This window comes from Pusillimonas sp. SM2304, from assembly GCF_031628915.1.
Taxonomy (GTDB): Bacteria; Pseudomonadota; Gammaproteobacteria; order Burkholderiales; family Burkholderiaceae_B; genus Pusillimonas_C.
Window position 1 is genome coordinate 276,972 of sequence record NZ_JAVLUJ010000002.1, and the last position, 19,589, is coordinate 296,560.

The 19,589-nt window shown below is 61.4% G+C and carries 18 protein-coding genes, 1 tRNA gene and 1 pseudogene; 15 read left to right on the forward strand and 5 right to left on the reverse strand.

The annotated features are described in order from the left end of the window. Positions 1-20: 20 nt before the first annotated feature. Together serS and RE432_RS10300 are read left to right on the forward strand one after the other, a co-directional pair. Positions 21-1,376 (forward strand): serine--tRNA ligase, encoded by a 1,356-nt coding sequence (gene serS, locus RE432_RS10295; RefSeq protein WP_310933332.1) that lies wholly within the window; start codon positions 21-23, stop codon positions 1,374-1,376. A 38-nt stretch (positions 1,377-1,414) separates the two neighbouring features. Next, positions 1,415-2,203 (forward strand): annotated as a pseudogene (locus RE432_RS10300) (SDR family oxidoreductase). Positions 2,204-2,231: 28 nt separating this feature from the next. Here RE432_RS10300 and RE432_RS10305 read toward each other — a convergent pair. The 4 genes from RE432_RS10305 to RE432_RS10320 all read right to left on the reverse strand — a co-directional run bounded on the left by RE432_RS10305 (position 2,232) and on the right by RE432_RS10320 (position 4,668). After that, a complete protein-coding gene (locus RE432_RS10305; RefSeq protein WP_310933333.1) occupies positions 2,232-2,582 on the reverse strand; it encodes a hypothetical protein in 351 nt (116 codons plus the stop codon). Between the two features lie 148 nt (positions 2,583-2,730). Further along, positions 2,731-3,249, reverse strand: coding sequence for a hypothetical protein (locus tag RE432_RS10310; RefSeq protein ID WP_310933334.1), 519 nt, complete (start codon positions 3,247-3,249; stop codon positions 2,731-2,733). Between the two features lie 139 nt (positions 3,250-3,388). Further along, positions 3,389-4,159 carry a TorF family putative porin gene (locus RE432_RS10315; protein ID WP_409079863.1) on the reverse strand — a complete coding sequence of 257 codons (771 nt, stop codon included), beginning with the start codon at positions 4,157-4,159 and terminating at the stop codon, positions 3,389-3,391. Positions 4,160-4,577: 418 nt separating this feature from the next. Then, positions 4,578-4,668 (reverse strand) — tRNA-Ser (locus RE432_RS10320). Between the two features lie 234 nt (positions 4,669-4,902). Between RE432_RS10320 and RE432_RS10325 the strand changes: the two genes are divergently transcribed. Together RE432_RS10325 and yaaA are read left to right on the forward strand one after the other, a co-directional pair. Continuing rightward, positions 4,903-5,685: a 3-hydroxybutyrate dehydrogenase gene (locus RE432_RS10325; RefSeq protein WP_310933335.1), complete on the forward strand. Its 783-nt coding sequence runs from the start codon at positions 4,903-4,905 to the stop codon at positions 5,683-5,685. 58 nt (positions 5,686-5,743) lie between these two features. Continuing rightward, positions 5,744-6,535 carry a peroxide stress protein YaaA gene (gene yaaA / locus RE432_RS10330; protein ID WP_310933336.1) on the forward strand — a complete coding sequence of 264 codons (792 nt, stop codon included), beginning with the start codon at positions 5,744-5,746 and terminating at the stop codon, positions 6,533-6,535. Between the two features lie 30 nt (positions 6,536-6,565). Here yaaA and RE432_RS10335 read toward each other — a convergent pair whose 3' ends face one another. Further along, on the reverse strand, positions 6,566-8,809 hold the full coding sequence (locus RE432_RS10335) for an FUSC family membrane protein (protein ID WP_310934199.1): 2,244 nt from the start codon (positions 8,807-8,809) through the stop codon (positions 6,566-6,568). A 123-nt stretch (positions 8,810-8,932) separates the two neighbouring features. On the opposite strand from RE432_RS10335, the gene RE432_RS10340 reads away from it, so the two are divergent. The 11 genes from RE432_RS10340 (at position 8,933) to RE432_RS10390 (ending at position 19,427) form a co-directional block, all read left to right on the forward strand. Beyond that, positions 8,933-9,700 (forward strand): SDR family oxidoreductase, encoded by a 768-nt coding sequence (locus tag RE432_RS10340; protein WP_310933337.1) that lies wholly within the window; start codon positions 8,933-8,935, stop codon positions 9,698-9,700. 17 nt (positions 9,701-9,717) lie between these two features. Continuing rightward, complete coding sequence (locus tag RE432_RS10345) at positions 9,718-10,914, forward strand: acyl-CoA dehydrogenase family protein (RefSeq protein WP_310933338.1); 1,197 nt, start codon at positions 9,718-9,720, stop codon at positions 10,912-10,914. Positions 10,915-10,936: 22 nt separating this feature from the next. Further along, positions 10,937-11,968: a phosphotransferase family protein gene (locus RE432_RS10350; RefSeq protein WP_310933339.1), complete on the forward strand. Its 1,032-nt coding sequence runs from the start codon at positions 10,937-10,939 to the stop codon at positions 11,966-11,968. After that, positions 11,961-12,341 (forward strand): DUF6285 domain-containing protein, encoded by a 381-nt coding sequence (locus RE432_RS10355; RefSeq protein ID WP_310933340.1) that lies wholly within the window; start codon positions 11,961-11,963, stop codon positions 12,339-12,341. Before RE432_RS10350 ends, RE432_RS10355 begins: the two co-directional genes overlap by 8 nt. Next, a complete protein-coding gene (locus tag RE432_RS10360; RefSeq protein WP_310933341.1) occupies positions 12,338-13,966 on the forward strand; it encodes a long-chain-fatty-acid--CoA ligase in 1,629 nt (542 codons plus the stop codon). Before RE432_RS10355 ends, RE432_RS10360 begins: the two co-directional genes overlap by 4 nt. A gap of 134 nt (positions 13,967-14,100) precedes the next feature. Then, entirely contained in the window at positions 14,101-15,321 is a 1,221-nt protein-coding gene (locus RE432_RS10365) for an ABC transporter substrate-binding protein (protein WP_310933342.1), read from the forward strand. Between the two features lie 76 nt (positions 15,322-15,397). Then, positions 15,398-16,270 (forward strand): branched-chain amino acid ABC transporter permease, encoded by an 873-nt coding sequence (locus RE432_RS10370; RefSeq protein WP_310933343.1) that lies wholly within the window; start codon positions 15,398-15,400, stop codon positions 16,268-16,270. Further along, the gene (locus RE432_RS10375) at positions 16,267-17,211 is read left to right on the forward strand and encodes a branched-chain amino acid ABC transporter permease (protein WP_310933344.1); all 945 of its coding nucleotides are present in this window, start codon (positions 16,267-16,269) and stop codon (positions 17,209-17,211) included. The genes RE432_RS10370 and RE432_RS10375 overlap by 4 nt, the downstream gene beginning before the upstream one ends. After that, complete coding sequence (locus RE432_RS10380; protein ID WP_310933345.1) at positions 17,208-17,978, forward strand: ABC transporter ATP-binding protein; 771 nt, start codon at positions 17,208-17,210, stop codon at positions 17,976-17,978. Before RE432_RS10375 ends, RE432_RS10380 begins: the two co-directional genes overlap by 4 nt. Then, complete coding sequence (locus RE432_RS10385; RefSeq protein ID WP_310933346.1) at positions 17,975-18,676, forward strand: ABC transporter ATP-binding protein; 702 nt, start codon at positions 17,975-17,977, stop codon at positions 18,674-18,676. Before RE432_RS10380 ends, RE432_RS10385 begins: the two co-directional genes overlap by 4 nt. A gap of 46 nt (positions 18,677-18,722) precedes the next feature. Then, positions 18,723-19,427 (forward strand): TetR/AcrR family transcriptional regulator, encoded by a 705-nt coding sequence (locus RE432_RS10390; RefSeq protein WP_310933347.1) that lies wholly within the window; start codon positions 18,723-18,725, stop codon positions 19,425-19,427. The last annotated feature ends 162 nt before the right edge of the window (positions 19,428-19,589 follow it).

Sequence of the window (19,589 nt, forward strand, 5' to 3'; positions counted from 1 at the left end):
TAATCTTTCTTTGGTTATCTATGCTAGACCCCAATCAGTTACGTAAAGATCTGCCCACCGTCGTGAAGGCGCTGGAACTACGCGGCATTGCGTTCGACACAGAGCGGTTCAACCAGCTTGAAGCGCGCCGCAAATCGGTCCAGGTCGAAACCGAAGCGCTACAGGCAAGGCGCAACGCGGTGTCCAAGCTGATCGGGCAACTGAAGTCCAAAGGTGAAGATGCCAGCAAGGAAATGGCCGAGTCGCAGCAGATTCCCGCCCGCTTGAAAGAACTGGAACAGGATCTGGCGGCGGTGCAAAGCGAACTGAACGCCTGGCTCATGACGCTTCCCAATTTGCCGCATCAAAGCGTGCCGGCCGGCCAAGACAGCGATGACAACGTCGAGGTGCGCCGCTGGATTCCCCCAGGCATGGCGACCGATGCCGACGGCAATCCGCAGCCCCTGGCGTTCGAACCCAAGGATCACGTGGCCCTGGGCGAGCCTATCGGCCTGGATTTCGACACCGCGCGCAAGTTGTCCGGCGCGCGTTTCATGATGCTGCGTGGGCCGCTAGCCCGTCTGCATCGCGCCCTTGCGCAGTTCATGCTTGACCTGCAAACCGCCGAGCACGGCTATCAGGAATGCTACACACCTTATATCGTGAATAGCTCAACCCTGTTCGGTACCGGGCAGTTGCCCAAGTTCAAGGATGATATGTTCTGGGTCACCAAAGGCGGCCAGGACGACGAAGCGGCAAGCGAACAAGACGACGCCGCTGCCCACGAAGACCTGTATCTGATTTCCACCTCGGAAATCACCCTGGCCGGTTCCGTGCGCGACACCATCGTGGCGCATAGCGAACTGCCGGTGAAACTGACGGCGCACACGCCGTGCTTCCGCTCCGAAGCGGGCAGCGGCGGACGCGATACGCGCGGCATGATACGCCAGCACCAGTTCGACAAGGTCGAGATGGTGCAGGTTGTGCATCCCGAGCAGTCCTACGACGCCCTGGAAGAGATGGTGGGCCATGCCGAGGCCGTGCTGCAGCGGCTGGGCGTGGCGTACCGCGTGGTGCTGCTGTGCGGCGGCGACATGGGCTTTGGCGCGGCCAAGACCTACGACCTGGAGGTCTGGCTGCCGGCACAGAACACCTGGCGCGAAATTTCCTCGGTGTCCAATTGCGAAGCCTTCCAGGCGCGGCGCATGCAGGCGCGCTATCGTCCTGAAAAAGGCAAGCCCGAATACCTGCACACCCTGAACGGCTCGGGCCTGGCCGTGGGCCGCGCACTGGTCGCCGTACTGGAAAATCATCAGCAGGCCGATGGCAGCATCCGCGTTCCCGAGGCCTTGCGCCCGTATATGGGCGGGGTCGAACGGCTGGCCGCCGGGGCTTGAGCTTCGCCGCTTGCGGCAAACACAGAAAAGGGGTGGGCATGGATCTGGAGCTGAACGGTAAAGTCGTATTGATCACGGGGGGCAGCAAAGGCATAGGCCTGGCCTGCGCCCATGCCTTTGCCCGCGAAGGGGCCAGGGTCGCCATTGCTTCTCGCAGCGCTGACAACCTCAAGACGGCTCAGGCCGAGCTTAAGGGGGCGGGGCATCCGGTCCTTACCGTAGCGGCCAACCTGTGCGATGCGCAAGCGGCGCAGCATATGGTCGACACGGTCGAAAAAGAGCTGGGGCCCGTTGCCGTGCTGGTCAATTCCGCCGGCGCGGCCAAGCGTTACCCGCCCGCCACCCTCACGCCCCAATCCTGGCGGGACGCCATGGATGCCAAGTATTTTCCTTATATCAATGCCATGGATGCCGCGATCAAGAGCATGGTGGCGCGCGGCACGGGCGCCATCGTCAACATCATCGGGGCGGGCGGCAAAATGGCCAGCCCCATCCATCTGCCCGGCGGTTCGGCCAACGCGGCGCTGATGCTGGCCTAGGCCGGCCTGGCCAATGCCTGGGGGCGGCATGGCATACGCGTCAATGCCATCAACCCGGGCGCCACCCTGACCGGACGGGTGCAGGGTTCTTTGCAGGCCGAGGCGGAACTCACCGGCAAGTCCATCGATGCGCTCCTGAAAGCCAGGGAAGAGAAAATTCCGCTAGGCCGCCTGGCCAAGCCGGAAGAAGTGGCCGATACGGCGCTGTTCCTGGCATCCGCGCGGGCCAGCTATATCACCGCCGCACTGATCACCATGGATGGCGGCGTCCATCCCATGGGCGGCTGATTACGCTTGAATCCAGGCCATGGCGCGTCTAGCGCTGCCACCCGTTGCGGTAGCCGCCATGATGACCGGGGCGCCCGTACTGCCCATAGGGCTGGTAATGATGCCGATAATGGTGATGCCGCGGCTGATAGTGCCGGTATCCCGCATACTGATCGTGTTGATGACGCGAGCGATACTTGGGCACAGGCCGGTAAACATGCTCGGGCAGAATAATCACGCGCGGCCGTTCCATATGCCGTATGGGCGGGGGGTTGTAATTGGGCTCGCTGTAGATCGCGCCCGGCCCGCGGGTGGATGTGTGGAAATCGTTGCGTGCCATGGCCGCGCCCGATCCCACGACGGCGGCTAGCATCGCGCCAGCCAACAGCAGTCGTTTCATGATGACCACCTTTTGTCCTAGGTTGATAAGCCTATTCTGCAATTTTTTCGATTTCTGAACGTTTGCTGAAACCGGTCAAAGCGCATCAAAAAGCTACGGACAAGGGAAGGGGCCGATGCAAAGATACATTGTGTAGCGGTTGCCGGGCCTATTTAGCGTGGCTGATCAGGTAGTTGACCAGGCGGTGATGGCGCCGGTGCCTTTTGGGTTTTTTGCCCGGCGCCGCATAGTTGGCGCGGCTGACCGGCAGGTGCGGCCGCGCATGCGGAGCCGCCGCTTCATCGTGGCCCTGCTTGCCGTCTGGCTCTGCCAGGCGGGCATGGGCGGCGCCGGTAGCCGGGCTACGGCGGGCGCTTGCAGCATCCAGGCTGGCGTCGTCGGGTTCGTCGACCGTGGGCGACAGCCAGGTCAGCAAGCTGAAGATCGCAACGACCCAAAGCATCAGCGACAGGGTGACTGACAGGGAGCCATTCAGGCTGCGATATCCCGTGGCTTCGGATGCCTGGATATTGAGCAGGGTGGATAGATAGGGAATATGGCCTAGGCCTTCAACCAGCAGGTTGCCCGGAAGACGGTAGACCCATTTGACGGCTTCCCAGAGCTCCCACGGGCTATAGGCCCCATCGCGGTTAAGGTCGATGACCAGATTAAGAGACTCGATATTCATGGCGGCTCCTTATTCAGGCCGGCCCGGCAATCAAGCATGCCAAAGCCGACACCAGGGTGCGCAGCACCCCCACTACCAACGCATGACACGCTACTACTATAGGCTGATGTGGGGAAGGAAGCAACGCCAGGGGCAGCGCCTAAAAGGTTTTGTTCAATGACAGCAGGGCCGTGGCCCGGCCTGTGTACCGTCCTTTCGTGTTGCTGTAGACGTTCCGGTCGGCATTGGTGTCGATGTAGGCCAAGGTGGTGCTGAACCCCTGTCCCCAGTCTTTGCTCAGGCCCAGCGACCAGTCGGTATACGAGCCGTCGTCCAGATTCCTGACTTTCTGGTATCCCACGTGCGCGTCCAGCGTCGTGCCCCACACGCCTGTTTCAAAACTGGCCGACAGGTCGTAGTACTGGCTGTTCTTGCTGTCGGGCACGCCGAACAGGTTGGTGAAGGCATGCGAATACTTGAACGCGATGGGGCCATACCCCAGGCCCAAATACGCTTCCGTTGTGTACGGACGCGTGTAGCCGCCCGGATAGCTGCCCGGATAGTAGTACTCCAGTATCCCCACATCAAAAGTCAGGTCCTTCCAGAGCGTGCCCGCATACCCCGCATAAAAATCCATTTCGACCGCTGCGGATACATCGGGATCGGAATCGTCCAGCCAACTGATGCTCGAGTTCCAGTTGCCGATATAGAAACCGCTGGCGTGCACAAGGTCGAACCCGCCCTGGATGGCCGGCTTGTTGTTGGTTTGCATGATGCCGCGGTAACGATACTGGCTGACCAAAGACATATTCGCACTGAGGGTAAAGTCCGAGGCCTGTGCGGCGCCGGCGTCTTGCGCATACGCGGGCGCGCAGGCCGCGGCGCCCAGCATCAGCGCGCATATTCCGCCCGTGGCCAGCCGGTTGCCCATGATGCCCTTCGCACGCGTTTGTCTTGCAATAGGGGAGAGGGTCGTGGTGGGTATAGAACCAGGGAAACGCGTATACATAAGTCAGGCTCCTGAACGAAGTTGAAGGTTGCCCCCGGCCTATGAAAACAATGGCGAGGCATAACGGGGGCTTCGCAACGGACTGCCATCAGTCTGTTGCCGCTCGCCGTTCAGGATCAAGCAAAACGCGTGCCATATTTTTTTGATTGTTTTGGGGCTGCACCCGGCCGCGCCGCGCGCGTCGGCGTGGATCGTGCCTGTCATGGTGCGCGGGCGCGGCACAGTTCAAGTGCGGATGCGCCAGCGCTTCTTCATTCGGTGCGTGGAAACCTGCGCGCAAAAGAAAACGGCAACTCGGGGGTATCCGAATTGCCGTAGCGATTTGATTCTATGGGTATTCTGGCGGACAGGGTGGGATTCGAACCCACGGTACGGGGTTACCGTACGCCTGATTTCGAGTCAGGTACATTCGACCACTCTGCCACCTGTCCGGGTTTACTGCATTGGTGTTTACTGCATTGTTACTGCTGTTGCCTGCCAGGCCAAAATGTCTGGAGCTGGTCGAAAACCAGACGGGCGCTAGAAGGCAAGTCCGCTATTCTAGCAAGAATTAAAAAAAAATCATAATGGGCCAAAGGCGCTGCATCCAGGCCTCCGGCCGGGCCTGCCGGGCGGTACACTTAGCAAACAGTTTCGATATTCTGGACGATATGAAAAGGAACAACATGCTGAACGGTAAAAACGCAGTCATTACCGGCTCGACCAGTGGTATTGGTCTGGCTATTGCCCGCGAGTTGGCTTCCAACGGGGCGAATGTGGTCATCAACGGCTTTGGCGATGCCGACGCCATCGAGAAAGAACGCGTCAACCTCGAGCTGGAATTCGACGTCAAGGCGCGTTATATAAACGCCGATCTGATGCAGGCCGATGCCACACGCAATTTCATCGATGAAGCGGTCAAAGCCCTGGGCAGCATCGACATTCTGGTGAACAACGCCGGCATACAGCATACCGACCTGATCGAGGATTTTCCCGTCGATCGCTGGGACGCCATCATTGCCCTGAACCTGTCGGCGGTGTTCCACGGTACGGCGGCCGCCCTGCCGTATATGAAGAAACAGGGTTGGGGGCGCATTATCAATATCGCTTCCGCGCACGGGCTGGTGGCGTCCGCGACCAAATCCGCTTATGTGGCCGCCAAGCATGGCGTGGTGGGCTTGACCAAGGTGACCGCGCTCGAGAACGCAGGCAATGGCGTGACCTGCAATGCAATCTGCCCGGGCTGGGTACGCACCGCCCTGGTAGAAAAACAGATCGAGGCGCTGGCCCAGAAGAACGGCCTGGATATCGAGGCGGCGGCAAAAGAACTGCTGATGGAAAAGCAGCCATCGCTGCAGTTCGTGACGCCCAAGCAACTGGGCGGGGCGGCCGTCTTTCTGTCGTCCGAAGCGGCCGACCAAATGACCGGCACGACGCTGTCGCTGGACGGCGGCTGGACCGCGCGGTAGGCATTGGGGCGAGCACCCAGGCCTTGTTTCTTTAACCCTACATCCACGGGAACTCTTCATGCTGTTGTTATTGTCTCCGGCAAAAAAGCTGGACTATGACTCGCCGGTGCGCACCACGTTGCACACGCAGCCTTTGTTTGTCGATCACTCTGCGGAACTCATCAAGGTATTGAAGAAGAAATCCGCCTCGGAGATCGCCGCCTTGATGAAGCTGAGCGATGCCTTGGCCAAGCTCAATGTAGCGCGGTACGCGGCCTGGAAGCCGGTCTTCAACCAGACCAATTCGCGCCAGGCGGTACTGGCATTCAATGGCGATGTCTACGAAGGCCTTGACGCGCCTAGCCTGTCCGATGCGCAGTTGAAATGGGCGCAGGATCATGTGGCGCTGCTCAGCGGCCTGTACGGGGTATTGCGTCCGCTGGACCTGATGCAGCCCTATCGGCTCGAGATGGGGACGCGGCTGGAAACCCGCAAGGGCAAGAATCTTTATGAGTTCTGGGGCAGCGCCATTGCCGACTACCTGAACCAGCATCTGGCCGGTCAGGGCAAAGGCAAGAAAGCCGCCGCCGTGGTGCTGAACCTGGCATCGGAAGAGTATTTCAAATCGGTCGATCTCGATACGCTGCAAGCCAGGGTGGTGCAGTGCGTGTTCCAGGACTACAAGAATGGGGCATGGAAAGTGATCAGTTTCCATGCCAAGCGCGCACGCGGGCTGATGGCCCGCTATGTGATCGAGCACAAGATCAGCGATGTGAAAGCCTTGCAGGGCTTTGCCACCGAAGGCTACGCTTATGCCGCCGCCGAGTCCACGGCGGACAAGCTGGTGTTTCGGCGCAAGGCCCACGACTGACCGGCAAGCGCCGGCGGGCCCGCATCTGCTTCAGGCGGGGTCGTGGCTCGCGGCGTCAAGGCCGCGCATTTCCTGCCGTATCAATTGCGAGGCCTTGACCATCTGCCGCAAGGGGTAGGCCAGCGTCGCCAGCTCGCCTTCGGTTTCTATGGATGCGGGCGGGTCGGCCTCTTGGTCGCTCAGCGAAAGGCTCACCGCGTCGAGCGACTTGCGTATGCCTTCGGGTACGGAAACCAGGCCGGCCAGCACCGGGATGGCCGAGGTGATCTGCGAGGCCAGGACATGGTTCTGGATCAGCAGGTTGTTCAGTTCGGGGACATTGGCCTGACGCCGGATGGGTTCATCCATCATGCGGTAAAAGGCCGAGGCAAAGTTGCTGAAGGCGATATGCATGTTCTTGCGGGCCACGCGCCAGTGCACCTCGGCCTCATGTTGTTCATCGTCCAGGTCTTTCAGGTCTTGCGCGGATAGCGTGCGGGAGCCGTCAAGCCCTGTGTGGGCCGCGGTCTGCGCCCGGCTCAGCTCGGCATAGCGCAGGCCGGCCTTGAAGAACTCCTGGTTCGCCTTCTTGGCGGCCCTGGCCAGCGAGCTCATGTAGCGATGCTCCCACCATGGCAGGATGTAGCTGCACAGCAGCGCCAGGCTGCATCCCACGAAGGTGTCGATCAGCCGTTCGCCAATGACGGCATTGGTGGTGGGCGACAGGAAATGGAACACCAGCAGCACGAACAGGGTGTTGAAAATCGCGGCCCCCATGAAGTTCACCTGGATCAGGCTGTAGCCCAGTACGCAGCAGATGATAAGCACCGCAAGGTAAACGTTGACGCTCTGGGTTACGTTGAACAGCACCAGGGCCAGGACGCAGCCGATCAGGGTGCCGGCCAGCCGCCAGCCGTTGCGCTGGCGCGTCAGGGCAAAGCCCGGCTTCATGACCACAAGTATCGTCAGCACAATCCAGTAGCTGTGCGCGCTTAGCCCGGGCACCATGCGTTCCAGCACGTCCACGTGCGACAGGGCCGCCGTCAGGCTCATGGCGAGCAGGGCCGCAATGGCGACACGGCTGGCATAGCGGAAATGCGATGAGTCCAGCCGCAAGTTGCTGGTCAGCATGCCCAGCCGCCATTTCTTGCGCGACAGAAAGCGGTCCAGCGATTTTTCCAGGCGCATGTCCACCAGCTCGGCGTTCGGTGTGTGGCTGATGTGCTCGGCCATGCGATCGACCAGCCGGGTGGCGTTGCGCAGCCGGCGCAGTACTTGTACCAGCAGGGCGTAGATTTCGGGGTCGCGCTCGACCATGCCGCCGGCCCGGTATTTTTCCAGCTCGTACTCGATGGCGCGCAGCTCGGCCTTGACGCTGTTGCGTTCTTTCACATGCTTGTCCCGCGCGATGTTCAGGGCGATGCGCGCCACGTTCATGGACAGCTTCTGCAAGGCATCCCGCGCGAAAACCAGAATATCGCTGTCGGGCAGGCTGCGGCGCAAGGTGGCGTAGTCAGTATGGGTGGCCACCAGGCTGTCCAGCAAGGCCACCATGTCGATGAAGACATTCAGCGATGCCGTGCGAAGGCGGTCCGCATGTCCATGGCCTTTGGGCAATTCCCGCAGGACGGTGTCGCGCGCGGCCTGATGCTTGTCGGTCATGTCCGCCTGGGCGCGAATCAGGGCGCGATAGCTGGCTTCCAGGTCGGAATTGACGTCATAGAAGCGGGACCTGGCCGCCATGTAGTCGGCCGTGGCAAACAGCGCGACGGACAAGGCCTGCTGTTCTTCGCGATGCCACAGCAGGCGGTGCATGGCAAAGCTGTAGACGAAGTAGAAGGCGCCGCCGGCGAACGAGTAAAGCGTGTGCTCGAGCACTTCATGAGGCGCCAGCGGAACGCGCATGGTCAGCGTCATGATCAGCAGGCAGGCAAAACCCAGCAGGCCGCCTTGCTTGCCGAACACGGTGAACATCGAGAACACAAAGCACAGAAGGGGGACCGTGAACCAGATCAGCAGGCTGTGCGACGAAGCCAGCCCGGTTACGAACGCGGTCAGCGAACCCAGCAAAATAGCCGCCAGCATCCCATTGGTGCCGTAGCGCCGCGGCCCGCCGGGTTGGTCGATGATGGCCACGCAGGCCGCGCCGATGGCGGAAATCATGCCGATGGCATACATCTGGAACAGGCCTGCCAGAACCAGCGCGGGCATCAGTACGCCTATGGCCTGGCGCAGCCCGCCAAAGAAATAGTGGCTGTAGAAAAAACGCTGGAGCTGGGGAATGCGTGTCGTCATGAAGACCGTGCCATAGCCGTCGATCCGTGCAGTATAGAGGTAAACCACGACAACGCCCGAGGCCTGCCGCCGTTGACTTTATCGAACGATCGTTCTATGCTCGAAACAAGAAGGAGGGCTGGCATGGATAATAGATTCCGCCTGGATGGCAAGGTTGCCCTGGTGACGGGCGCCGCGGGCGCGTTGGGCGAGCAGTTTTCCCGTACGCTGGGTGCGGCCGGGGCCACTGTCGTGGTCGGGGGGCGCCGCCTGCAACCGCTGCAGCAGCTGGTGGCGCAGCTAAAAGAACAGGGCATCGCCGCGCACGCGGCCGCCATGGACGTCACCGACGCGGCCAGCGTGCAGGCCGCGTTCGAGCAGGCGCAGTCGGCATGCGGCGTGATCGATATCGTGGTGTCCAATGCCGGCATGGCCGCCGGCCGGAAAGCGCTGGACCTGACCGAGGCCGACTGGTCGCAGGTCATGGATGTCAACCTGAAGGGCAGCTGGATCGTCTGCACCGAGGCGGCCCGCCGTCTGGTCAAGGCGGGCCGGCCCGGTTCGCTGATCAACGTAACATCCATCCTGGGGCATCGCGTCGCGGGCTCGGTGCTGCCGTACACCACGTCCAAGGCGGGGCTCGAGCACATGACGCGCGCCCTGGCGCTGGAATGGGCCCGCCACGGCATCCGCGTGAACGCCCTGGCGCCCGGCTATATCGAAACCGCGCTGAATCGTGATTTTTTTGCTTCCGACGCCGGCAAGGCGTTGATCAGCCGCATTCCGCAGCGGCGCCTGGGCACGCCGGCCGATCTGGACGGCGCTTTGCTGCTGCTGGCTTCCGATGCTTCGTCCTACATGACGGGCAGTTCTATTGTGCTCGATGGCGGGCACTTGCAGTCATCCCTTTAATAAGAGGTTATCGCGACATGGACTTTACCTTATCACCCCGGGGCGAAGCGTATCGCAGCCGCATCCAGGAATTCGTCGACCAGGAACTCATACCGCTCGAAGAGCGGGCGGATTCCTACGACGAGCATGAAAACATCAACGAAGCCTTGCTGCAGACCTTGCGCGGCAAGGCCAAGGCGAACGATTTATGGTCCCTGCAAATGCCCCGGGATCTGGGCGGCCAGGGGCTGAACATGGCCGAGATGGCGGCTTGCTACGAAGCCATGAACCGGTCCATTTTCGGTCCTGTGGTCTTCAATTCCGCCGCGCCCGACGATGGCAATATGATGGTACTAAGCAAGGTGGCCACCGACGCCCAGAAGGCCCGCTGGCTTCAGCCTATTGTCAACGGCGACGTGCGCTCGTCGTTTGTCATGACCGAGCCCGCGCCGGGTTCGGGCTCGGATCCGTCCATGATGTTGACGACAGCGGTGCGCAAGGGGGATCATTGGGTGGTCAATGGCCTGAAGCACTTTATTACGGGGGCAGGGGTGGCATCCCACTTCATTCTCATGGCGCGTACGTCCGATGACGCCCGCAAGGGCCTGTCGGCCTTTCTGTTCCATAAAGACGACCCGGGCTGGGAGATCGTCCGGCGCATCCCCATCATGGGGCCGGAAGAGCACGGCGGCCACTGCGAACTGCGCTTCACCGATATGGTCATCCCCGACGAAAACCGCCTGATGCAGGTGGGCGACGGGCTGAAGCTGACCCAGATCCGACTTGGGCCCGCGCGCCTGACGCACTGCATGCGCTGGCTGGGCCTGGCCAAGCGGTCGCTGGAAATTGCCTCGGCCTATGTGTCCGAGCGCGAGTCGTTCGGCAGCAAGCTGGCCGACCGCGAAGGGGTGCAATGGATGCTGGGCGAAGCCGCCATGGCCATACAGACGGGCCGCTTGCTGACCATGCACGCCGCCTGGAAGCTGGATCAGGGCGACTATGCCCGCAACGAGGTATCCATGGCCAAAGTGGCCGTGTCCAATGTGCTGCAGCAGTCGGTCGACACGGCGATCCAGCTGTGCGGAGCCAGGGGATATTCCAAGGATACCCGGCTGGAATGGATATACCGCTACGCGCGCCAGGCCCGCCTGGTCGACGGCGCTTCCGAAGTCCATAAAATGGTCTTGTCCAAGAACCTGCTCAAAGACGGCGGCAATTTCTGGTCGTGGGGGTAGCGGCGCGATGCAAGGGGACCGCATGAACGCGAATGAGATCAGCCAGGCCTTGGCGCTGTATATACAGCGCCAGACGGGTGCGGCGCACGTCAGGGTGCTGGCGTTCTCCCGCCTGTCGGGCGGCGCCATCCAAAGCAATTACGCCTTGTCGGTCGAATGCGAAGGCGGCTTGCTGCCCGGTCCGCACGAGCTGGTCGTGCGCAGCGACGCCCCGTCGCAGGTGGACGCCAGCCTGACGCGCGAACAGGAGTTCCAGGTGCTTGAAGCGGCCTACGAGGCGGGCGTCACGGTGCCGCGCCCTTTGTGGCTATGCGCCGATACATCAGTCATTGGGCGTGTCTTTTGCGTCATGCTGCGCGTGCCGGGCACGGCGTCGGGCAGGCAGTTGGTGCGGGGCGCGCTGACCGAAAGCCAGGCCCAGCATTTGGTGCGCCAGTTGGGCTACGAGCTTGCGCGCCTGCACCAGGTCAGACCGCCCCACGACCGGCTGGCTTTCCTGCCGGTGCCCACGCAGTCGCCCGCGCTGGCACGGGTGCAGGAATACCGCAATGCGCTCAGCCAGATTCCCGAGCCGCATCCTGTGCTGGAATGGGCGCTGAACTGGCTGCAGGACCACGCCCCCGACAGCCCCGCCATCGTGCTGTGCCATGGCGATTTCCGTACTGGCAACTACATGGTGCACGAAGGGCGGATCAGCGGAATCCTGGATTGGGAGTTCGCCGCTTTCAGCGACCCCTATGAAGACCTGGGATGGCTGTGCGCGCGAAGCTGGCGTTTCGGGGCCTTTGAAAAGGCCGTGGGCGGCGTCGGCCACAAGGCGGATCTGTTCCAGGCCTATGCGGATGCCACCGGGCAGGCCGTGGATGCCGGCAAAGTGCTGTATTGGGAAGTGATGGGCATGACGCGCTGGGCCATTATCGCCTTGCAGCAGGCGCAGCGCCACCTGTCGGGCGAGCAAAACTCGCTGGAACTGGCCCTGACCGGACGCCTGCTGCCCGAGATCGAATTCGATCTGCTGAACCAGATCCATCAAATGGGGGTGCGGCATGAATAATCGTCCTTATGGCCATGAACTGCTGGGGGTGGGGCGGCGCGTCTTGCTCGATGAGCTGCTTCCCCTGCTGCCGGCCGATAAAACCTACGATGTGCTGATGATTGCGAACGCCATGGCGATTGCCGCGCGCGAACTGGCGCCCCATGCCGAGCATGATAACGCCGCGGATCAGGCCATTGCCCGTTTCTATGAAAACACCGGCCTGGGGGACCCCGGCGCGGCCACCGAGCAGGGGCTGGCGGACCTGATCCGGGCGCGCGCGGCCGGGTCGCCGCAACAAGAGCGCTTGTACGAATTGCTGCGCGCCTTGACAGAGGCCAAGTTGGCCCTGAGCAACCCCAAATACCTGCGCCAGCCGGGAGGGCAAGCATGAGCAATCAGTATGAACGCGGCCTGGGCAAGAACCCGGCCAATTACGCCAGCCTCACGCCGGTCAGTTTCCTGCAGCGTTCGGCGGGCATCTTCCCGGACAAGGCAGCGGTCATCGATGACGACATGACCCTGACTTACAGCGACCTCTACCGCCGCTGCCGCCGCATGGCATCCGCCTTGACCAACCTGGGCATCAAGGCGGGCGATACGGTGTCGGTGCTGTGCTTCAATACGCATGAGCTTCTGGAAAGCCACTACGCCATTCCCATGACGGGCGCGGTGCTCAATGCCTTGAACACGCGGCTTGATGCCGCCACGCTGCGGTTTATTCTGGAGCACGGCGATTCGCGCCTGCTTTTCTACGACACCGAATTCGAACCGCTGGTCGAGCAGGTGGTGGCGCGGATGGAGTCGCCGCCCCTGCTGGTGGCCATCGCCAGGATGGCGGGCGCATCGCAAGGGCTTTCCGCCCTGACTTACGAAGACATGGTTGCGGCGGGCGATCCCGAGTTCGCCTGGACTCCGGTCGGCGATGAGTGGGATGCGATCGCGCTGAATTACACCTCGGGCACGACGGGCAACCCCAAAGGCGTGGTGTATCACCATCGCGGCGCCTATCTGGCCGCCATGAGCAATGCCATGGCCTTCAACATGAATGCCGATACCGTCTATTTGTGGACGCTGCCCATGTTCCATTGCAATGGCTGGGGCTATACCTGGGCGATCACGGCGGTGGGCGGCACGCATGTCTGCCTGCGCAAGGTACAGGCCGATCATGTGCTGGCGCGCATAGAAAACCACCATGTCACGCATTTATGCGGCGCGCCCATCGTGCTGAATATGCTGCTGAACGACTTCCACAAAAGCGGGCAGTCGCTGTCGGCGCCGGTGCAGTTTGCGCTGGGCGGCGCGGCGCCGCCCAGCCCGGTGATCTACCGGGCGCAGGAAGTCGGTTTCCGCATCACCCATCTGTATGGGCTGACGGAATCCTACGGTCCATCCGCTTTGTGCGTATGGCAGGACGACTGGGAAGGCCTGGCCACCGAAGCCCTGGCGCGCAAGATGGCCAGGCAGGGCGTGGGTACCCTGGCCATTGACGAGCTTGCCGTGGCGGGCCTGGAAGATGGCTTACGGGTGCCGGCCGACGGCCAGACCCTGGGCGAACTGGTGATGCGGGGCAATACCTTGATGAAAGGCTATCTGAAAAACGAAGCCGCCACGCAAGAGGCCTTCCGCGACGGGTGGTTTCACACGGGCGATCTGGCCGTGATGCATCCCGATGGCTATGTGGAAATCAAAGACCGGGCCAAGGACATCATAATTTCGGGCGGCGAAAACATTTCCAGCCAGGAGATCGAAGAAGTGCTGTATCGCCATCCCATGGTGCTTGAAGCCGCCGTGGTCGCCATGAACGATGAAAAATGGGGCGAGGTGCCTTGCGCCTTCATCACGCTGAAAGACGGCGAGACAGCCGACGCGCAAGCGTTCATCGCATTCTGCAAGGAAAACATGGCGTCGTTCAAAGCGCCCAAGCACATCGTTTTTGGCGAACTGCCCAAAACGTCCACCGGGAAGATCAGGAAAAACCTGCTGCGCGATCAGTTGACCCAGCCAGGCGGAACTTGATGCCATGCCCGGGTCCAGTGTAAACAGAAAGGCTGCTTAACGGAGGTGTTCGATCGACGATACAAGGTGTGAAGTAGAAGTAGAAACAAAATAGATACATAGCGTATATAAACAATTACTTACGGAGACATCGCATGTTCAAGTTTCTTGCTAAACGACCCCTTACTGCACTGGCCCTGGCGGGCGCATTCAGCCTGGCGCCGGCCCAGGCCGCGGAAGACCCCATACGCATCGGCGCCATCTACATCATGTCGGGCAGCGCCGCCAATTACGGCAAGTTCGCCCAGCAGGGCATGCAGCTGGCCATCAATGAAATCAACGCATCGGGCGGCGTGCTGGGCCGCCAGCTGGCCATGCAGCTTGAAGACGGCCAGGGCAAGGCCGCGGTGGCCATACAGGCCGCCCGCAAGCTGGTGTACCAGGACAAGGCCGATGTGCTGATGGGGCTGGACAGCTCCGGCGTGGCGCAAGGCCTGGCGCCGGTGCTGCCCGAGCTGGGCAAGCCTTTCATCATCACGCATGCGGCTACGCCCGATGTGACCGGCAAGCTGTGCAATGCCTATACCTATCGCGTCAGCGTCAACGTGCACCAGAACATGTCGGGCGCCGCCGAGATCGCGGCCAAGACGGGCGCCAAGAAGTGGACCACCATTGGCCCCGATTATGCCTTCGGCCATCAGTCATGGGAATTTTTCAGCAAGTACCTGAAAGAGAAAATGCCCGATGCCGAACTCATGAGCGAAACGGCCTTCCCGCGCTTCGGGGCGGAAGACTTCACGCCGTTCATCAATGGCGTCATGGAAAATAAACCCGACGGCGTGCTGATTTCGCTCTGGGGCGGCGATCTGGTCAACTTCGTGCGGCAGGCCAACAGCCGCGGCTTCTTCAAGCAAGGGTTCCAGGTATTGCTGACCGTGGGCGCGGCGACCGAGGTGCTGAGCTCGCTGGGCGAGCAGATGCCCGAAGGGGTATGGCTGGGCACGCGCTATTGGTACGGCGCCCACGATAACGACTTGAACAAAAAGTTCGTGGCCGACTACAAGCAAGCCTATGGCACGCCGCCCAGCTATAACGCCGAAGGCGCGTATGTGGCCGTCCATGCCTTCAAGGCCGCCATCGAGAAAGCCGGCAACACGGATGGCAAGGCAGTCGCTGAAGCGCTGTCGGGCCTGAGCATCGAGGCGCCCACCGGCACCCTGACCCTTCGCAAGGGCGACAACCAGGCACTGATCGGACCCACCTGGGGCCGTACCGGCGCCATGAACACCGAGGACAAGATCCGTTCGCTGACCGAGGTGCAGTTCTTCGATGGCGAGAAAATCACGCCGCCCGTCGACCCGGCCTGCAAGCTGTAGCGTGTTCACCCGTTCGTCAGAGCGGACTTCCCGCCCGGCAGGGCTGCCGGGCGGGTGACATAACCTAGGGGGTGTCATGAGCAGTTTAGGCTTGGCTTTGCTCAATAGTCTGGATATAGGTTTACTTCTGTTTGTCATTGCGGTCGGGCTGAACATTGTTTTTGGCGTCCTGAACGTCATCAATTTCGCCCACGGCGCCTTGTATATGCTGGGCGCATACCTGGCGTATTCGTGCATCACGCTGCTGGGCATGCCGTTTTGGCTGACGCTGCTGGTGGCGCCCCTAGGGGTGGCGGTGCTGGCGGTCGCCATCGACCGGCTGATGCTGCGCTTCATCTATCAGCGCGAGATCTCCGACAGCCTGCTGCTGACATTCGCCCTGTTGCTGATGATCAACGAGTCGGTGCGCCTGATGTGGGGAACCGGCATACATGTGATCGATCCGCCCGCGCTGCTGCAGGGCACGGTGGCCTTGCCCGGGGGAATCACGTATCCGCTGTACAGCCTGTTCGTCGTGGGCATCGGCCTGGTCATTCTGTTCGGGCTCTGGTGGCTGTTCAACCGTACCCGCGTCGGCAAGATCATGCGCGCCGCCGCGCTCGACCGCGAGATGGCGCAGGTGCTGTGCATCGACACCAAGCGGGTCATCACCGGGGTGTTTGCCTTCGGCGCCTGGCTGGCCGCAGTGGGGGGCGTGGTGGCGGCGCCCATGCGCGCCATCGATCCCGGCATGGGCGACAAGATCATTATCGAGAGCTTCATCGTGGTCGTCATCGGCGGGCTGGGCAGCTTTACCGGCGCCTTGCTGGGCGCCATCGTGCTGGGCCTGATGTACGGGCTGGGCGGGCGCTTCTTTCCCGAAATCAACCTGGTGCTGCCTTTTGTGGGCATGGCCATTGTCTTGTTGCTCAAGCCGCACGGCCTGATGGGCAAAGGAGCATCGCTATGAGGAATACGATCACGCTGTGCGTGCTGGCCCTGGTGCTGGCGCTGCTGATTGCCTTGCCCTGGATCGCGCCTTTTTTCTATATTTTCATTGCCACCGAGATACTGATATTGGGCCTCTTCGCCGCCAGCTTCAACCTGATCTTTGGCTACACCGGCATGCTCAGCTTTGGCCACGCGGCTTTCTTTGGCGTCGGCTCCTATGCGACCGCCATGCTTTTGCAGTCGATGCAGTGGCCGCTGCTGGCCTGCCTGCTGGCGGCCATTGTTGCCGGCGCGGTGCTGGCGCTGATCATCGGTTTCTTCAGCGTGCGCCTGAATGAAGTGTATTTTTCGATGCTCACGCTGGCCTTCGGCATGATGGTGTATTCCGTCGTGCATCAGTGGCGCTCAGTAACCAACGGCAGCGACGGCATCGCCGGCTTTGTCGTGACGTCGCTGGGCCTGGGCATAGACGTGACGCTGGGCAATCCCGCGGTGTATTACCACGTCGTGCTGGTGCTGGTCGTGCTGGCTACCGCGCTGCTGTACCTGATCTGCCGTTCTTCCTTCGGCCTGATCTTGCGGGCGATCCGGCAAAATCCCGAGCGCGTGGCCTTTTGCGGACTGAATGTGCGCAGCTACCGGCTGGCCGCGTTCACCATCGCGGGGGCTTTTGCCGGGTTGGCCGGCGGGCTCATGGCGCCGTTTCTGCGCATCGCCAGCCCGGAGCTTGTGCACTGGTCCATGTCGGCGGAACCGGTGCTGATGTCCATATTGGGCGGCACGGGCTACTTCCTGGGGCCTTTCTTTGGCGCGGGCATGTTCGTACTGCTGGAAACCTGGATCACCAGCATGACGCATGCGTGGATGCTGGTGCTGGGCATTATCCTGGCGCTCATGGTGATGTTCTTCCGGCGTGGCGTGCTGGGTACTTTTCTTGACTGGCTGCAGGAGCGCAAATGAATCCACCCTTATTGCAGGTCAAGAACCTGACCAAGCGCTTTGGCGGCGTGGCCGCCGTATCGGATGTCTCGCTGGACGTGATGCCGCGGGAAACCCTGGCCATCATCGGGCCGAACGGCGCGGGCAAGACCACCTTCTACAACATGCTGTCAGGCCGGATGGCGCCCACCGAGGGCGCTATCATCCTTGAAGGCAAGGACATCACCGGGCAGCCGCCGCATCGCATCAGCCGCATGGGCGTGTCACGGTCATTTCAGATCAACAATATCTTCAATGAAATGACCGTGCGCGAAAACGTCGAAGTGGCGCTCACCGCCTACCATCGCGACAGCCGGCGCTGGGCCAACATCGCCTCGCGCAACACACCCATACAGCAGGAAGCCGATGCCATTCTTGAACGGCTTTCCCTGTCGGACCTTGCGTCCCGGCGGGCAGGGGTGATCAGTTACGGCGACAAACGGCTGGTGGAAATCGCCATGGTGCTGGCGACCCGGCCGCACCTGGTGTTGCTGGACGAACCCACCGCCGGCATGACGCCGGATGAAACGCATCGGGTCACCGCCCTGGTCAACGCGCTGGCCACGACCGGCGACTACACCTTTCTGATCACCGAGCACGACATGAGCGTGGTATTTGATGTGGCGGACCGCATTCTGGTCATGCATCGCGGGCAGAAACTGGTGCTGGGCACGCCGCAAGAGGTCAAGGCGCATCCCGAGGTCCGCCGTGCTTATCTGGGTGACGCTGAAGAGGAGATCGCGCCATGATTCTGGAAGTCGACAACATTCATACCTATTACGGCGAAAGCCACGCCCTGCAAGGCGTCTCCTTGTATCTGAAAAAGGGCGAAACCGTATGCCTGCTGGGGCGCAATGGCGCGGGCAAGAGCACCACCTTGCGCAGCATCATCGGCTTGTCGCCGCCGCGCAGCGGGCGCGTGGTTTTTCAGGGGCAAGACGTTACCGGCCAGCCGGCTTACCGGATCGCGCGCCAGGGCATAGGCCTGGTGCCCGAAGACCGGCGCATCTTCCCGGGCCTGAGCGTGCGCGAGAACCTGGAGGTGGCGCAGTACCAGCGCTCGGGGGAATCGCGCTCGTGGTCCGTAGAGCGCATTTTCGATGAATACCCCATGCTGGGCGAACTGGCCGACCAGGACGGCGCCACGCTGTCGGGCGGGCAGCAGCAAATGCTGGCGGTGGCGCGCTCGTTGATGAGCGAGCCGCGCCTGCTGCTGCTGGATGAACCCAACGAAGGGCTGGCCCCGGTCATCGTCAAGCAGATCGGCGCGCTTATCGATGCGCTGTCCGCGTCCACCACCATTCTATTTACCGACCAAAGCGTGCATTTCGCCTTGAAGCATGCGCAGCGCGCCTACATTCTTGAAAAGGGCATGATTGTTCACGAAGCCAGCAGCCAGGACCTGCTGGCCGACGCCGATACGCAGCATCGTTATCTGTCGGTGTAGTCCTGCCGTACACTTGCGCGATCCAACCATAAGCGGGAGCCCTGTAATGATTGCTGATTTTGAGTCATTCAAGATCGAGCTGAGCCTGTCGAAAATCGAGATTTGCCGCGAGCTGTACCACCTTAACCGCGACATGATTCGCATCAAGAAAGAAGACATCGCGGTCAAGAATCTGGTGCGCATCATCAATTCAACCCTGCGCCTGACCAGCACCAAGGGGTTTCATGCCATGTCGCTGCGCGACCTGTGCGCCGATTCGGGTTTCAGCATAGGCGGCCTGTATGCCTACATCCGCAACAAAGAAGACCTGGTCTGCCTGATACAGGGCCACGGCTTCCTGCTGACCCGGCGCACCATGCTGGCCTACACCCAGGGCATCGATGCGCCGCGCGACAAGCTGCTTGCCGCCGTCAAGGCCCATGTATACCTGAGCGAGCTCATGCAGTCCTGGTTCTATTTTTCCTTCATGGAGGCCAAGAGCCTACCCGAGAAGCAGAAAAAGGAAGCCATCGCCATCGAGCTCGAAGTCGAGAACATCCTTTACGACATCATCCAGGAAGGGATCGCGGCGGGGGACTTCCACGAGGTCAACGCGCGGCTGCTGGCCTCGCTGTGCAAGGCCATGATGCAAGACTGGTACCTGAAGCGGCGCAAATACAGCAACCAGGGCGTCAGCGCAACGCAATATGCCGAATTCATCGGTTCCGTGCTCCACCGCTACCTGAGCCCTGATTTGCCTATGTCGCGGTAAAGCGCTACATTATTGTGTCGATTCGTTCAAATATCCCGAATAAATCCTCAAAGGCTCTGTGCGCCGGGCTATCCGCCCGGTTTTTTGCGCCTGTAACACTTTGCCGTTGGCCGCGCCACAAGCGTGTGTTGCCAAGGCTTCCGTTTCTACCTCCCGCGTTCA